Source organism: Dysosmobacter segnis (genome assembly GCF_014297285.1).
Taxonomy (GTDB): Bacteria; Bacillota; Clostridia; order Oscillospirales; family Oscillospiraceae; genus Oscillibacter; species Oscillibacter segnis.
On sequence record NZ_JACOQI010000010.1, the window covers coordinates 37,741 to 52,570 of the forward strand.

At 55.8% G+C, this 14,830-nt stretch carries 15 protein-coding genes and 1 riboswitch; of the genes, 8 read left to right on the plus strand and 7 right to left on the minus strand.

The features are described 5' to 3' along the window. The first annotated feature begins 140 nt into the window (after positions 1–140). Both H8Z83_RS11070 and H8Z83_RS11075 read left to right on the plus strand, forming a co-directional pair. On the plus strand, positions 141–1,415 hold the full coding sequence (locus tag H8Z83_RS11070; protein ID WP_187015080.1) for an aspartate aminotransferase type Ic: 1,275 nt from the start codon (positions 141–143) through the stop codon (positions 1,413–1,415). Continuing rightward, positions 1,412–2,281, plus strand: a complete 870-nt coding sequence (locus tag H8Z83_RS11075; protein ID WP_187015081.1) for a radical SAM protein — start codon at positions 1,412–1,414, stop codon at positions 2,279–2,281. The genes H8Z83_RS11070 and H8Z83_RS11075 overlap by 4 nt, the downstream gene beginning before the upstream one ends. A 166-nt stretch (positions 2,282–2,447) precedes the next feature. Here the strand turns inward: H8Z83_RS11075 and H8Z83_RS11080 are convergent, their stop codons facing one another. The 5 genes from H8Z83_RS11080 to H8Z83_RS11100 form a co-directional block, all read right to left on the minus strand. Next, on the minus strand, positions 2,448–3,800 hold the full coding sequence (locus tag H8Z83_RS11080; protein WP_187015082.1) for an MATE family efflux transporter: 1,353 nt from the start codon (positions 3,798–3,800) through the stop codon (positions 2,448–2,450). A gap of 284 nt (positions 3,801–4,084) precedes the next feature. Next, positions 4,085–5,404 carry an MATE family efflux transporter gene (locus H8Z83_RS11085; RefSeq protein WP_187015083.1) on the minus strand — a complete coding sequence of 440 codons (1,320 nt, stop codon included), beginning with the start codon at positions 5,402–5,404 and terminating at the stop codon, positions 4,085–4,087. Between the two features lie 171 nt (positions 5,405–5,575). After that, complete coding sequence (locus tag H8Z83_RS11090) at positions 5,576–5,935, minus strand: YccF domain-containing protein (protein WP_187015084.1); 360 nt, start codon at positions 5,933–5,935, stop codon at positions 5,576–5,578. A gap of 123 nt (positions 5,936–6,058) precedes the next feature. After that, the gene (locus H8Z83_RS11095) at positions 6,059–6,220 is read right to left on the minus strand and encodes a hypothetical protein (RefSeq protein ID WP_187015085.1); all 162 of its coding nucleotides are present in this window, start codon (positions 6,218–6,220) and stop codon (positions 6,059–6,061) included. Between the two features lie 311 nt (positions 6,221–6,531). After that, on the minus strand, positions 6,532–7,047 hold the full coding sequence (locus tag H8Z83_RS11100; protein ID WP_243184947.1) for a hypothetical protein: 516 nt from the start codon (positions 7,045–7,047) through the stop codon (positions 6,532–6,534). Positions 7,048–7,296: 249 nt separating this feature from the next. On the opposite strand from H8Z83_RS11100, the gene H8Z83_RS11105 reads away from it, so the two are divergent. The 3 genes from H8Z83_RS11105 (at position 7,297) to H8Z83_RS19890 (ending at position 9,517) form a co-directional block, all read left to right on the plus strand. Beyond that, the gene (locus H8Z83_RS11105) at positions 7,297–8,295 is read left to right on the plus strand and encodes a helix-turn-helix transcriptional regulator (RefSeq protein ID WP_187015086.1); all 999 of its coding nucleotides are present in this window, start codon (positions 7,297–7,299) and stop codon (positions 8,293–8,295) included. Positions 8,296–8,436: 141 nt separating this feature from the next. Continuing rightward, on the plus strand, positions 8,437–9,252 hold the full coding sequence (locus tag H8Z83_RS11110; RefSeq protein WP_187015087.1) for an SWIM zinc finger family protein: 816 nt from the start codon (positions 8,437–8,439) through the stop codon (positions 9,250–9,252). 133 nt (positions 9,253–9,385) lie between these two features. After that, positions 9,386–9,517 carry a hypothetical protein gene (locus tag H8Z83_RS19890; RefSeq protein ID WP_256435332.1) on the plus strand — a complete coding sequence of 44 codons (132 nt, stop codon included), beginning with the start codon at positions 9,386–9,388 and terminating at the stop codon, positions 9,515–9,517. A gap of 157 nt (positions 9,518–9,674) precedes the next feature. Here H8Z83_RS19890 and H8Z83_RS11115 read toward each other — a convergent pair whose 3' ends face one another. After that, positions 9,675–10,091 carry a hypothetical protein gene (locus H8Z83_RS11115; protein WP_187015088.1) on the minus strand — a complete coding sequence of 139 codons (417 nt, stop codon included), beginning with the start codon at positions 10,089–10,091 and terminating at the stop codon, positions 9,675–9,677. Between the two features lie 51 nt (positions 10,092–10,142). Next, on the minus strand, positions 10,143–11,663 hold the full coding sequence (locus tag H8Z83_RS11120; protein ID WP_187015089.1) for a helicase HerA-like domain-containing protein: 1,521 nt from the start codon (positions 11,661–11,663) through the stop codon (positions 10,143–10,145). A 338-nt stretch (positions 11,664–12,001) separates the two neighbouring features. Further along, a riboswitch (ZMP/ZTP riboswitch) is annotated at positions 12,002–12,084 on the plus strand. A 74-nt stretch (positions 12,085–12,158) separates the two neighbouring features. Between H8Z83_RS11120 and purE the strand changes: the two genes are divergently transcribed. The 3 genes from purE (at position 12,159) to H8Z83_RS11135 (ending at position 14,827) form a co-directional block, all read left to right on the plus strand. Continuing rightward, positions 12,159–12,653 carry a 5-(carboxyamino)imidazole ribonucleotide mutase gene (purE, locus tag H8Z83_RS11125; RefSeq protein ID WP_187015090.1) on the plus strand — a complete coding sequence of 165 codons (495 nt, stop codon included), beginning with the start codon at positions 12,159–12,161 and terminating at the stop codon, positions 12,651–12,653. Positions 12,654–12,722: 69 nt separating this feature from the next. Next, positions 12,723–13,403, plus strand: coding sequence for a phosphoribosylaminoimidazolesuccinocarboxamide synthase (locus H8Z83_RS11130; RefSeq protein WP_187015091.1), 681 nt, complete (start codon positions 12,723–12,725; stop codon positions 13,401–13,403). Continuing rightward, the gene (locus H8Z83_RS11135; protein ID WP_187015092.1) at positions 13,403–14,827 is read left to right on the plus strand and encodes an amidophosphoribosyltransferase; all 1,425 of its coding nucleotides are present in this window, start codon (positions 13,403–13,405) and stop codon (positions 14,825–14,827) included. The genes H8Z83_RS11130 and H8Z83_RS11135 overlap by 1 nt, the downstream gene beginning before the upstream one ends. Positions 14,828–14,830 lie beyond the last annotated feature (3 nt).

Sequence of the window (14,830 nt, forward strand, 5' to 3'; positions counted from 1 at the left end):
CGTTTTCCGGGTGTTTTTATGATTCTTGACAGAAAAAGTCCTTGAATCTCGGCCAAAAGGTGAGTATAATATAAAAGATTATTGACCGGGGCTTTTGCCCCGCACAAAACTTCAGGGACTACCCGGAGAGGATGAGACAGATGACTGCATACAAAGACATGACACTGGACCAACGGAGGGCTGAATACGCAGCATTGCAGACCGCTTTTGCAGATCTGAAGGCACAGGGATTGAAGCTGGACATGACCCGCGGCAAGCCCTGCAAGGATCAGCTGGACATGGTATCTGACATCTTCGATATGCTCAAGGAGCCGGAGGACTATATTGTCGACGGCATTGATATCCGCAACTACGGTGCGCTGTCCGGTCTGCCGGAGGCCAAGCGCCTGTTCGCAAACCTTTTGGACTGCAAGCCCAAGCAGGTATTCGTGGGCGGCAACGCCAGTCTGCAGCTCATGTACGGCGTGATCGACTGCGCCTTTATCCACGGCCGCCTCAACAGCCCCCGCCCCTGGTGCAAGGAGCCTGTTGTCAAGTGGCTGTGCCCCGCCCCCGGCTATGACCGCCACTTCAAGCTGACGGAATCCTTCGGCTTTGAGCTCATCACCATTCCCATGACCTCCACCGGTCCGGACATGGACGCCGTGGAGGAGGCCATCAAGGACCCGGCGGTGAAGGGCATCTGGTGCGTGCCCAAGTATTCCAACCCCGAGGGCATCATCTACTCCAAGGATACCATCGTCCGTATGGCCTCCATGAAGCCCGCCGCGCCGGACTTCACGATCATGTGGGATAATGCGTACTGCATCCACGAGTTTGACGGCGACTATGTGGAGTTCCCGGACATCTTGCACCAGTGCAAGAAGTATGGCAACTATGATATGGTCTACGAGTTCGCCTCCACCTCCAAGATCACCTTCCCCGGCGACGGTGTGGCCTGCATGGCTACCTCCGAAGCCAACCTGGAGGATTTTGAGAAGTGGATCGGTATTCAGACCATTTCCTATGATAAGGTGAACCAGCAGCGCCATGTGCTCTATCTCCAGAACCGGGCTCACACCCTGAAGCTGATGAAAAAGCACGCGGCATTCATGAAGCCGAAGTTCGAGGCCGTTCTGAGCACTCTGGACCGTGAGATCGCCCCGCTGGAGATCGCCAGCTGGAGCCATCCCAAGGGCGGCTACTTCGTCTCCTTTGACGCCATGCCCGGTACCGCCAAGCGGACGCTGGCCCTGTGCAAGGAGGCCGGCGTGGCCATGACCGCCGCCGGCGCCACCTTCCCCTACGGCATCGACCCCAATGACAGCAACATCCGTATTGCCCCCTCCTTCCCGCCTGTGGAGGATGTGGAGAAGGCCATTGCCGTTTTCTGCACCTGCGTAAAGATGTCTGCATTGGAGAAGCTGGGCGTATGAGATACCAAGGCATGGTCTACCGTCCGCCCTCCGAGGCGTACAGCCTCATCGTGCAGGTGACCTACGGGTGCAGCCACAATACCTGTGCCTTTTGCAGCATGTACAAGGAAAAGCGCTTTGCCCTGCGGCCTCTGCATGAGGTTCTGGAGGATTTCCAGATGGCCCGGCAGCGCTACCGCAGCGTCCGCCGCATCTTTCTGGCGGACGGCGACGCACTGATCCGAAAGGCCAGTGAACTGTACACAATTCTGGATACCATCCGGGAGCTGTTTCCGGAGTGCGAGCGGGTCACCAGCTACGCCTCTCCCAGCAGCATCCGCCTGCGGACGGACGAGGAGCTGCAAACCCTCCGGGCCAAAGGCCTGACCATGGTCTACATGGGGTTGGAATCCGGCAGTGACAAGGTCCTCACCCTCATGCGGAAGGGCCATCCCGCCGCAGAGATCATCGAAATGGGACAGAAGGTCCGCAGAAACGGCATGGCACTATCCGTCACTGCCATCACCGGTCTGGGCGGCCCGGAGCTGCTGGAGGAACACGCCGTCAAGACCGCCGAGGCCTTCAACGCCATGAACCCGGAATACATCGGAATGCTGACGCTGATGGTGGAGCCGGGAACACCTCTGTATGACTGGGTCCATGACGGCAGCTTCCGTCTGCTGGACCAGCATCAGGTGCTGAAGGAAACAGAGCTGCTGGTCTCTCACTTCGACAGCCCCGGCAGTGTGTTCCGCATGAATCACGCCAGCAACTATCTGGACCTCCGGGGCACCCTGAATCAGGACCGGGATACTCTGCTGGCCAAGATCCATCAGGCTGAGCAGGATCTCAGCTGTCTGCGGCCCGAAAGCTGGCGCGGACTGTGATTCGCAGCGGAGCCATTCCCATTCTTTCGTCAGATAAGAACAGGCGTGTAGGGTTCTGCTAACAGCGCACGATACGTTCCCATGAATGACAGCAAGCTCGTTCATGTGCATAATCAAAAAGAGCGGAGGGATCGTTTGATCCCTCTGCTCTTTTGCGGTTTTGCGGTCAGGCAGCGGCAAGATCCGCTGTGGCCTGCCGGTAGATACGAATGAAATAGATGATCTCTGCCGCTGCCGTGATGGTCCAGGAAAACACATACAGCAGATACAGGGACGTGATGGTGCCGAACCACGCAAACACGGTGTAGACCCAGATAATGCGGAACACGCAGGAGCCCAGGATCACGATGACCATGGGGACAGCGCTCTTTCCAAGGCCACGGGAGGCGGCGATGGAGCCGTCCATAAACGCGGAGACGCAGTAGGAAACGCTCATGACCGTCAGACGGTACATACCCGCGTCCATCACCTGCGGGTCTGTGGTAAAGAGGCTCAGGAACGGCCGTCCAAACAGCAGCAGTCCCAGACCCAGAAGCAATCCCGCACCGAAGGCGTAAGCCGTGCTGATCAGGAAGGTCCGGCGGATACGGTCCTTCTTGCCTGCGCCGTAGTTCTGACCGATGAAACTGCCGCAGGCGGTGTAGAAGGCCTGCATCACATCATACACCAGCGCGTCGGCGTTGGTAGCGGCGGAGTTACCCGCCACCATGGTGGCACTGAAGGTATTGACGCCCCGCTGGATGAACAGATTGGCCAACGCAAAGATCGCGTTTTGCAGTCCGGATGGGATACCGATGGATAGAATGGCTTTTGTGCGGGTCTTATGGAACCGCAGCTGGGAAAGCCGCAGGCAATAGCTCTCACGGCTCCGCAGCAGCGCCGCCGTTACCAGAATGGCGGAGAAATACTGTGAGATGATACTGGCCACCGCCACACCCGCCACGTCCATATTGCAGACGATGACGAAGAACAGGTTCAGCACCACATTGATAATGCCGGCGATGGAGAGGTAGTACAGAGGGCGGCGGGTATCACCCACCGCGGAGAACACGGCGTTGCCAAAGTTATAGACCGCCAGTGCGGGCATACCCAGACAGTAGATGCGCAGGTACAGCACAGCGCCGTCCATCAGCTCCGGTTTGGTGTTCAGCGCTCTGAGGATACCGCCCGCAAAGCCGCAGCCGATTCCCAACAACACCAGTCCCGCCGCCGCGCAGGTCAGCGCCGCCGAGTGGACGGTATCCGAGAGGTTCTTTTGATCGTCAGCTCCGAAGTGGTGCGCCACCAGTACGTTAACGCCGCCGGACAGTCCGATGAGGAAGCCGGTAAACAGGGACACGAAAATGGTGGTGGAGCCCACCGCTCCCAACGCTGTGGAGCCTGCGAACCGGCCGACCACCGCCACGTCCGCCATATTGAATAACACCTGCAGCAGGTTGGAAAAGATCAGAGGAATGCTGAATCGGAAGATCTTCTTCCCCAGCGGGCCCGTTGTGAGGTCCGCCTGTGCCGTTTTCATGTCTCCCGCCTCCCTTTTATCGTCATGCCCGCCAAGTGTAACACAGTCGGCAGGGCATTTCAACCGTGAAAGCGAAATAATCAGCGTCGACCTTTTGCAAAATCATTCGTTGACTTTCTACAACATAATCCGGTATAAGGGTGGCACGCTTTAGTAAAATCGATTACGTATCAGGAGGAACCGTTTTATGAAAACATCCGGCGCCGCATCTAAGTTTGCTATTCCCCTCTGATGCCGGTGAAATTCCAGTTCAACATCGGTGACATCGTACCTATGCTCATTGCTCATAGAGCATCGTCCTTTTTGGCTGCCAGACGAAACAGGTACATGACCAGCAGCCACACCCACGAGACCATTTCCGCGTAGGCGATGGTCATATTTCCAAAACGCGGAGCCATTGCGTAGGAAGCGATGATGCGGACCGCCAGAGAGACCAGTCCCGCAGCGCTGGAGTACATCAGGTCTCCCCTGCCCTCCAGATAGCCGCGGAACGCCGTGGTCAGGCCGAAGATCGGATAGAAGAATGCAATGCGATGGAAAAAAGCGCTTCCGATCGCCACCGCGGCGGTCCCTGCCCCGAAAAGCGCAATGATCTTTCCGCCTGTCGGGATCACGAGGCCCGTCAGGAACGCAGACACCACCAGGGTCAGAATTGTACCGGCAGTGAGGGTTTTGCGGGTGCGTATCGTATCTCCCGCGCCGTGACTGTGGGCCGTGACCGTGGAAATACCGGAGCCGAGGTTCACGATGGGCAGCAGGATCAGCGTGTCGATGCGGTAGGCCGTTGTGATGGCGGTGACGGTATCCGTTCCGAAGCGGTTCATGAAGTCCTGCAATACCAGACTGCCTAAGGCGCTGATGCTGGACTGTACCATGGGCGGCAGGCCGTAGCGCAAGCCGTCCCGCACCACGGCGCCGCAGAAGCTCTCTTTCCGGCAGTTGCTTTTCAGCCACGGGTATTTGCTTGTTCCGTACAGGACGATGAACACCGTCATGATCGCTTGGGACAGCACAGTCGCCGCAGCCGCGCCCAGTACGCCCCAGCGCAGCTCCGCAACAAAAAGGATATCCAGCAGTACGTTGATGACGGAGGAGACCAGAATGGAGAGGAACGGAATGCGGCTGTCCCCCAGTCCGCGCAGGGTGGCGGTATAGACATTATAGACCGCCAGAAATGGCAGGCCCCAGAAAATAATGCGGATATAGCCGCTGGCGAGGTCGATGGTATCCGCCGGCGTGTGCAACAGCTCCATAAACGGATAGGACAGGGCGGAGCCGACTGCCGCAGCCAGCAGAAATACGCCGCCGAGGATCACGGCAAACACCGCCAGCACAGGCGGGATGCTGTCCTGTTTCTTTGCGCCGAAGTTCTTGGCGATCAGGACGGACAGGCCCAGTGTGAAGCCGGTGATGGTGGTGATGAAGAAGCTGATGGGAATGGACGTCACGCCGATGGCGGAAAGGGACAGCTCTCCGTCCACATTGCCGACGATGAAGGCGTCTGCCCAGTTATAGAGCTGCTGCAGCACACCGCTGAGGATCAGCGGCAGGCTGAACCGGATCAGCTCTTTCATGATGGTTCCTAATTTTTGATTCTCGTTCATGTGTCCTCCTGAAAATTGCAGAACAAAACCACGCAATTGTTCTGCACAATTGCGTGGTTAAAAGCAGCATATCAAACGCCTTGAAAACCCCACGTCACAAATTTTGTAGGAGTATTATAGCATGGCGTGGCTGACAATGCAAGAGAGACGGTCGATCCTGTCCGGTCCCGGTCAGATCACCGACGCGCCGAAGGGCATCAGCGACAGCTTCGCCATCTTGAAGCACTGCTTTCCGATGGGGATACCAAGGAGTGTTATGCACCAGAGACAACCAAGAATGACATAGCCGATCGCCATTTCAAGGCCGAAGAATACGATCCAGATCAGGTTCACCAGAAAGGAAAACCCGCCGCCCCCATATATGACCTCTTTTCCGAAAGGGAAAAAGGCGAGACTTGCAAACTTGAAGCATTGCAGTCCGACGGGAATACCGATGATGGTCACACACCACAGGCATCCGGCCAGCACCCATGCAAGTCCGCCGATCAGTCCGCCAAACAGAAACCATAGAATATTGCCGATCACTGTCATATTCCTCTCCCCTTTCGTTTTTTCTTTTCGTATTGTGTTCAATTCGCCTTGTGAAAACAGGCTGCCGCTTGTTTGAGTGCCTTGGCAGCGACAGCGTCCGGTAAGCAAACGATTGTAATTCCATCACTTGTTCTTTCTAATTTCGATCAGTCCGCATATACCGGCAGCAATACACAAAAGCGCCGGAACACTCGTTCCTAAATTATTCAGTTCCGTTGCGCCGGCTCCAATCAGTACAATGGCTGCTATAAAATTCATTGCGACGCAGAACATAAACCATTTCATTTTCGTTGCCTCCTATTTTCACTGTTCAACATGATTCCGCCATTTTGGACAGTTCACGCTCAATTTGGAGTTCCGCAAAACGAACATTTCCCCACTGTAAATAGTCAGGGCCTATAACCGTACTTCGGCCCCAAAAAGTTTTCTCGCTTCACCGATGCTGCCGATAAATGTTCCCCGTAACCCATAAACACGGGCTGCATAACGGATAACAATCAAAATAACCGATTCTCTGTCTCTGAACGCTGAACACACGCAGAGATCGTGATTGGATCAAAAATGGTCGGACATTCGTGTGAAGCGACGGAAAGCAGTCACGCTTCCCACTCAAAGGTTTCCCGCTGATTTGCCGCGTCCAGCGCAAGCTGGGCACGGGACAGTTCATCGGCAGCTTTCTCATAGTCGGCCTCCACCGCCGCGATGTCATAGTTGGCGTAGGTGTAGTCGATGATGTTGGACTGGCGGCCGTACTGCTCCTCCACACGCTCCTTGGGCAGTCGGCTTTTCATCTCCAGCAGCTTGCTTTTCCGCTTGGTGAGCTGAGGAATGTAGACCAGCAGCTCGTCGATGGTCATGTCAAAGCTGTCCACGGTCTGCGTGGCGTTAAAAATGTTGATGGCGTGCTTGAGCTTGCGGATTTTCGCTTCCAACTCTGCGAGACGGATCTGCATTTCAGCGTAATCGTAGACAGGCCGAACGGACTCGACATCCTCCCCCATGGCAGCCCGGAAGTCCCGGCTGCGGGTCTCCTTGTCCAGCAACGCGGTATACTCGTCATTCAGTTTTTTCAGCAGCTTGTTGGCCTGTGCGGAGGTGTAGTTCATTTCCATCTGCCTCTCTTTCCTCTATCTGCATGTATTGAATTTTTTAATAGTATAACACGGTCGGGTGCGCTTGTATAGTCGGTACAGTAAGGGGCGCTGCCGTTGGATCGTCTATCCCATTGACAGAAGCTCACATTTCATTCTACAATGAACGTAAAGACATTGCGCGATACAAGGCAGAACGCCATCTGAATATGAAGCAATCCGGTTGCAGGTTCACGCCTGCTGATCCGGGCGCAGAAAGGTGGAACATATATGGCCAGATCCTCTTTCCAGAAATTGAAATTACTTCATGTCATGAATTATCTGCTTCAGAACTCCGACGAGGAGCACCCGATTACAGTCAATCAGATGATTCAATACTTAGAGTCCAACGGCATCGCCGCAGAGCGCAAAAGCATTTACGATGACATCGAGGCGCTGCGCACCTTCGGCATGGATATTGAGGAATGCAAGCGGGGCCGCGTGTTCGGCTATTATGTGGCAAGCCGCACCTTTGAGCTGCCGGAGCTGAAGCTGCTGGTGGACAGCGTGCAGTCCTCCAAATTCATCACCCACAAAAAGACCGCGTCCCTCATCAAGAAGATCGAGACATTGGCCAGCGTACACAGCGCCCAGCTTCTTCACCGGCAGGTCTTTGTGAAAAACCGCATCAAGACCATGAACGAGTCCATCTACTACAATGTGGATGAGATTCACAACGGCATCTCCAATAACCGGAAGATCCGGTTTCTGTACTTTGAGTACAATGTGGCCAAGGAGCGGCAGTACCGCCACGGCGGCGCATACTATGTAGTCAGTCCCTTCGCCATGACCTGGGACGATGAAAACTACTATCTGGTGGCCTATGACTCTGAGGCTGGAATCATCAAGCACTACCGCGTGGACAAGATGGAGAAGATCTCCACGCTGGATGAGGAGCGGGACGGTCAGGAGGTCTATCAGGCGCTGGACATGGCGGTCTACACCCGCAAAACCTTCGGTATGTTCACCGGCGAAGAGATCAAGGTACAGATGCGGTTTGAAAATCACCTGGTAGGCGCCGTTCTGGACCGGCTGGGCAGCGAGGTATTCATCGTCCCCGACGGCCCGGCCCATTTCACCGTCCGGACGGACGTGGTGGTCAGCCCTCAGTTCTTTGCGTGGGTGCTGGGTTTTGGCCCTCAGGCGCAGATCGTAGGCCCCGCTCATGTTGTGGACAGCATGAAGGCGCATATCGGCTCCGTCGCGGCACTTTACGGCCCGCAGGCATAAAAACTGAATCAAATTCAGATCAAGCGGCTCTGACCATTACGGTCAGAGCCGTTTTTTCGTCGCAGTCCGGTTATTGGGACAGGTAAGATTGTAAAATGATGACACTGGAAGGACACCCGATCATTTTGAAGGAGGGGTTTTATGAAGTTCAAGATCGTTTTTTCCGCCGCTGAAAAGGAAAGCAGGCACGAGGCTGCCGCGCGGTTTGTTATTTCCAGAAAGCCGAAGCCTACCAGATCCCTGGTGCTGATCCACTTCCCTGCTCGCAACATGACGCTCTCCTACTACAACGATCAATTTGATCTCCACTGCGGCGATCTGGTCTTTGTGGATGGAAAGCTGGAAGGTTTCCGCGGTCATGTGGTGGATGTCTGCTATACCTTCAAGATCAAGCTGTCCGACTACAAGCGGGTCATCAGCGTGGCCGATACGAAGGTCCACGGTGAATTCCATTTTGCCGGATCGCACTTCGTCACCTTTGATCGCAGCGCACTCCCTTATGAACAGGTCATCACCTGGTTCAAGGCACCTGAGAAGGAGGATACGGAGATTGTTTCCGAACAGGACGGCAGCGGCTTTCAGTTGAATGATCTGCAAACCATGAAGATCAGCGACGCCATTGCGGAGCGGGGACATGACTATTACAGAGAAAACCGGGTGCGGTACATCTCTCTGGATAAAACCCATGTGCAGGCCATTGTGGAAGGGACACAGCCCTACGAGCTGGAATGTGACTACATCGATGGCGAGATCAGAAATCTGGTTTGCGACTGTTTCTGCACTTACGCCTGCAAGCATATGTTCGCCGCCATGTTGCAGCTAAAAGAAACTCTGACATTCATTGAGAAGCACTACCCGGGCAGATTTGAAGAAAGTCGGTACTTCGCCGCCGTCTGCAAGGAAACGCTGCTGAATACCGCGATGGCCGGCAGAGAAACCGGCAGTATCATGCTCTGAGCCACAGATCGATCTGAGAAAAATACGCCGTACAGGGATCGCAGCTGGTGACAGTGTCCGTTTTATAGGACAGTATGTATTGTATACTGAGCATGTAATCAGAAAACAACACACCACGGAAGGGGTTATAAAGATGGAGCGATTTGAACTGCGGTATGTGATGGGACACATTGAGGTATATGATGAAAACGGCCGGTTCTGCTTTTCTGCGGATCATGTGTCCGAGGCCATGGAGGAATTGCGGGAGGAGTTCAGCGCAGCCTGACCCTTACCGGCTGATAGGCGAAAAAGTCTGCCTTCCAAATGGAAGGCAGACTTTTGCAGAGCATTTTCTTATCTGTCGCTATTTCAATCAGCATTTATGAATACGCACTCTGCAAGACTCTATTTGCCATTTATTCTGCCCGGCTCCGGTGCTCAGCTCAGAACCAGCCATTCAAGAGGTCCAGTACGCCGGAGAAGTCCCCGGTCATCGTATAGCCGCCCTTCTGCGTATAGAGCGTTCCGCGGTCATCCATTGAGATCTCCTGCTGATTTTCAAAGCTGAAGCGGTACACATACTGATCGTAGGGGCCGACCTTGCTGTCAGAGGTTCCCCTCCGTACTACTTGAATGGTTTCCAGTTCATTCAACAGGGCTCCCTTCTGGTCATTTGTAAGATCAATCTTTTCCGCGCCGTCTATGGATTCCCGCGCCACGGTGCAGGGGAGCTCCAACAGCTTTTCCGGGAATACCGCCGATGCTTTTTGGGGAAAGGGTTTTGCAATGACGATCACCGCAAGCAGGGCCAAAACCACAATCGCAGCCGCTAAAAATGGGACCGAAATTCTCTTTTTCATATCACGTTCTCCTTTTCATGTTTGTTAATAGGTATTCCGTCAAAAACCGCGTTACCACTTTTTCAGCACACCCAGCAGGCCCCGCTTGAGCACCTGACCGCCTGCTGAGATCAGTTGGGACTCGATCTTGGCCGCCCGGCGCTCCGCCTTGCGGCGAGCCTCGTCCTCCAGCTTCTGCTTACGTTTTCGTTCGGCCTCTTCCTCTTTCAGACGCAGCTTTTCCGCCTGAGCCTCCTCCTTTTCACGGGCCTTGCGGTCGGCCTCCTCCTGTTTGGCGGCCTCCGCTTCCTCCCGTTCCGCTGTCAGCACCTCGTAGGCTGACACGTTATCCACAAACTCGTCATACTTCTCCATGCCGTCATGCATCATCACCTTGGCCCGGACCATGGGCTCCGGCACCGACATGAGGCTCTGTGGGCAGATGATCTTCGTGCGCTCCACCATAGCGGGTACGCCCGCTTCGTCCAAGAACGAGGTCAGCGCCTCGCCCACGCCCAACTCCATGATGGCATCCTCCGCCTGAAACGCGGGATTGGGCCGGAAGGCCCGCGCCGCCGCGCGGACAGCCTTCAGCTCCGTGGGGGTATAGGCCCGGAGGGCGTGCTGCACCCGATTGGAAAGCTGCGCCAGCACGGTGTCTGGAATATCGCCGGGACTTTGCGTCACAAAGTATACGCCCACGCCCCGGGAACGGATCAGCTTCACCGTCTGCTCCACCTTTTGCAGCAGCACAGTGGGCGCATCGCGGAACAGCATGTGGGCCTCGTCAAAGAAGAATACCATCCGGGGCTTGTCCAGATCGCCAGCCTCCGGCAGGATCTCAAACAGCTCCGACAGCATCCACAGCAGGAAACTGGCGTACAGCGTGGGATTCTGCACCAGCTTGACGCAGTCCAGCACATTAATCATGCCCCGGCCGTCAGCAGCCGTGCGCATCCAGTCGCGGATGTCCAGCGCCGGTTCCCCGAAAAACAGCTCGCCGCCCTGCTGCTCCAGTGGCAGCAGCGCCCGCAGGATCGCCGCCACCGACTGAGATGTGATATTTCCATAGGTCATCATGTATTCGGTGCGGTGCTCGTTGACATAGGTCAGCATGGCCCGCAGATCCTTCAGGTCGATCAGCAGCAGCCCCTTGTCATCCGCAATTTGAAACACGATGTGCAGAATTCCCTCCTGTACCGCCGTCAAGCCCAAAATTCGGCTGAGAAGCTCCGGTCCCATGTCGCTGACGGTGGCCCGGACGGCGTGGCCGCCCTCCTGATAAACATCCCAGAAGGTGGTGGGATAGCCCTGGTAGACAAAGCGGTCCCGCAGGCCGAATTTGTCGATGCGCTTTTCCATGCCCTCGCTGCTCTGGCCCGGCGCGCAGATGCCCGCCACGTCGCCCTTCACATCACACAGAAACACCGGCACACCGGCGTCGGAAAAGGACTCCGCCATCACCTTCATGGTGACGGTCTTGCCGGTGCCGCTGGCCCCAGCGATCAATCCGTGGCGGTTGCACATATTCAGCGCCAGTTCCACCCGCTTGCCACCTGCCAGACCCATATAGATCTTCCCGTTTTCGTACATGAAGCCACCTCCGTCATTTGTTAATGCTCTTTTTCATCATTATACCTGCGCGCCCGCCCCGGTGCAAGAGCAAAGAGGTGCGTTTCCCCTGTTCATAACAGTTTTTCAGCGGTCAGACATGCAGACGCCGCCTTATAGCTGTGAAAGGCATAAGGCCTCCCAGAAGAAGTATAGGTAATACCTCCAATTAGCATAACTTATTTCGTTGAAAATAGATACTTTTTTAACATATTGTGCAAAAATCGCAACAATCTTTTCAAATTTTTGTGGCGAGGTCCCACGGAAAAAGCCGTGTCAGGAATTGACATTTTCTGTCGCGTCTGAGATAATGATTATATTGAAGCACAGGCAACTGACGGAACGTGGAGCACCACATGGAAGCCTGCTGTCATACGTACTGTCGACCGTCTGGGCAAACCTGTTCTCCATGGAGATCCATGGGGAGCGGTTTACCCTTTTTTTTATTTGCATTTTTATCTTTTTAAGGAGGATCGCATGAAAAAAGTAGCAGTCATTATGGGAAGCGACTCTGACTGGCCCGTTGTAAAGGGGGCCTGCCAGCAGCTTGAGACCTTCGGCATCCCCTATGAGGCCCACATTCTCAGCGCCCACCGCACCCCCGCCGCCGCCGCGGACTTCGCCAGAAACGCCCGGGCCAACGGTTTCGGCGTGCTGATCTGCGCCGCCGGTATGGCGGCCCATTTAGCGGGCGCCTTCGCCGGAAATTCCACCCTGCCGGTCATCGGCATCCCCATGAAGGGCGGCGCTGCGGACGGACTGGACGCTCTGCTGGCTACCGTCCAGATGCCCAGCGGCATCCCCGTGGCTACCGTGGCCATCAATGGCGCGAAGAATGCCGCTGTGCTGGCCGCTCAGATTCTGGCCGTCAGCGATGACGCGCTGGCCGCCAAGCTGGACGCTCAGCGCTCCGAGATGGCAGAGCAGATCGCCGCCAAGGAGGCCAAGCTGCAGGCGGAGCTGGCCCACTAAGCTGTTCACACAAGCATTGATCTTTTCCTGATAAAACCGATATTCAAAACATTTTGGAGGTACAATACTATGGAACTCGTTTATACTGGCAAGACCAAGAACGTTTACGCTCTGGAAAACGGCAACTATCTGCTGAAGTTCAAGGATGACTGCACCGGCAAGGACGGCGTATTCGATCCCGGCGAGAACTCCGTGGGCCTGACCATCGACGGCGTGGGCGATGTGAACCTGCGCATGAGCATCTATTTCTTTGAGAAGATCAACGCCGCCGGCATCAAGACCCATTTTGTCAGCGCCGACCTGAATAATACCACGATGGAAGTCCTCCCTGCCAAGGTCTTTGGCCATGGCCTGGAGGTCATTTGCCGTCACAAGGCCGTCGGCTCCTTCATCCGCCGCTACGGCGAGTATATCGCTGAGGGCGCCGACCTGCCCGCCTATGTGGAGACCACCTTCAAGAATGACGAGAAGGGCGATCCTCTGGTGACCAAGGACGCGCTGGTTGCTCTGGGCGTGATGACCGCCGAGCAGTATGATGCCATCAAGGAGGAGACCCAGAAGATCACTCAGATCGTGGCCGATGATCTGAAGGAAAAGGGCATGGTCCTCTATGACATCAAGTTTGAGTTCGGCTATGCACCCGACGGCAGCGTTATGCTCATCGACGAGGTGGCCAGCGGCAACATGCGGGTCTATAAGGACGGCCAGTACATCGATCCCATGACCCTCTCCCAGCTGTTCTTCGCGTAATGGGCGGTTATTTTGGAGCGATCTCCCACCGGGATGTGGGGCTGGACGTATTTTTCGGCACGGACTACCACTCCCATCTGGGTACCCGCCGGGGCGGCATGGTGGTTTACGGGCCGGAGACCGGGTTCGTCCGGGAGATCCACGATATTGAAAACACCCCCTTCCGCACGAAATTTGAAAGCGCGCTGCATGAGTTCAAGGGCCACATCGGCATGGGCTGCATCAGCGACACCGACCCACAGCCGCTGCTGGTGCGCTCCCATCTGGGCCTGTACGCCATCTGCACGGTGGGTATCATCAACAACATCGACGAGCTGATCGATACCTATTTCTCCGACCACGGGCATCAGTTCATGGCCCAGAGCAGCGGAAAGGTCAATGTCTCCGAGCTGGTGGCCGCCCTCATCAATATGAAGGAAAATCTGGTGGAGGGCATTTTGTACGCGCAGGAGATGATCAAAGGCTCTATCACGATCCTGCTGATGACGCCGGACGGTATTCTGGCTGCCCGCGACCGGCTGGGCCGTCTGCCTGTGCTGGTAGGCAAGCACCCGGACGGCAGCCTGTGCGTATCCTTTGAATCCTTCGCCTATCATAAGCTGGGCTATGAGGATGCTTACGAGTTAGGTCCCCGTGAGATCGTGGCCCTGACCCGGAACGGCTATGAGACCGTCTCTCCTCCGGGTAAGGAAATGAAGATCTGCGGCTTTCTCTGGACCTATTACGGCTACCCCAACTCCAATTATGAGGGCGTCAACGTGGAGGTCATGCGCTATCGCAACGGCGAGATCATGGCCCGCGACGAGGTGGCCCAGGGCCGGCTCCCTAAGGTGGACTATGTGGCGGGCGTGCCGGATTCCGGCGTCCCCCACGCCATCGGCTTCGCCAACCGCAGCGGCAAACCCTTTGCCCGCCCCTTTGTAAAGTACACCCCCACCTGGCCCCGGTCCTTCACCCCTGCCAACCAGGAGGTCCGCAACCAGGTGGCCAAAATGAAGCAGATCCCCGTTTCCGAGCTGATTCAGGGGAAAAAGCTGCTGTTTGTGGACGATTCCATCGTCCGGGGCACCCAGCTCCGGGAAACGGTGGACTTCCTCTATGAGTCCGGTGCGGAAGAGGTCCACATGCGCTCCGCCTGCCCGCCCATTATGTATAGCTGCAAGTACCTGAACTTCTCCCGGGGCAACTCCGATATGGAGCTGCTGGCCCGGCGGGTGATTCAGGAGCTGGAGGGTGATGAAGGACACAAGCATCTGGACGAGTACTCCGATTCCTCCACGGAGCGGGGTCAGTGCCTGCTCAAGTCCATCTGTGAAAAATTCGGTTTTGATTCTCTCGGTTATCAGTCTTTGGACGGCGTGCTGGAAGCCATCGGCATTGACCGGGATAAGGTCTGTACCTACTGCTGGAACGGAAAGGAATGATCG